Source organism: Priestia sp. JV24 (assembly GCF_025910025.1).
Taxonomy (GTDB): domain Bacteria; phylum Bacillota; class Bacilli; order Bacillales; family Bacillaceae_H; genus Priestia; species Priestia megaterium.
On record NZ_JAPCIN010000060.1, the window covers coordinates 1 to 799 of the forward strand.

A 799-nucleotide genomic window follows, 5' to 3' on the forward strand; every position below is an offset into this window, starting at 1 on the left:
GACATCGTTTCCCTCAACAAGGAAAACAATGTCTTTTTTTGTGATGAACTAAGCCCTTGAAATAGATGTCAATTTCGTATAAAATAAAATCATAAGTTTTATCTTATCGATAATGAAACTATTAACAAGAGACTTCGACAGGTGTTTTCCCTAGGTGGTTTAGGGGGGACGGTTTAAGAGTGTTCCTGCACATCTTAAACAGTTGAAGTCTTTTTTCTATTCCGGACATTTTTGTTAATTCTATTATACATCCTAGTAATCTGATAATTCAATGAAAAATAGTAATATAAACCAAAAAAAGAAAGATCCATTGCAATGGATCTTTCTTTTTTTGGTTTATATAGGTTAATAGTTCAATTGTTATTTACCTTGGAATAATCGTGATAGAAAGCCTTTGAATCCTGATTTACCAAGGTCTTTACTGTGGTTTTTACTTAAGTCATCAGCAACAGCTAACATTTTTTTTGTTTCTAAAAGAGACCGAGCTGTTTCATCAAAACGTTTATAATGCTCTTCAGTACGATTACTTACTTCGTCTAATTTTTTAATAAGAGCCATATTAAATTGTTTTTGTTGTTCGTTATGTTCTCTTAATAACTTAATCTCTTCTTTTAGCTCTTTTAATTCGTCAGCAATAACTTCACCTGTTGCCTTTTTAGGTTCTGGTTTAAAAGATTCCCCTCCTGTAGCAAAATAATTTTCAATTTGCTTAATTGACCAATTTTGTTCTCGGTGCAGCGATCGGATTTCTTTTAACCTTTCCATACCTGCTTTATCAAATTTTGTATAGCCATTAGAC

1 protein-coding gene is annotated in these 799 nt (G+C 31.7%); it reads right to left on the reverse strand.

What is annotated here, in order from left to right; genetic code table 11:
- Nucleotides 1–360 precede the first annotated feature (360 nt).
- On the reverse strand, nucleotides 361–799 hold a 439-nt coding region (locus OK414_RS29365), incomplete at its 5' end, for a hypothetical protein (RefSeq protein ID WP_264363570.1).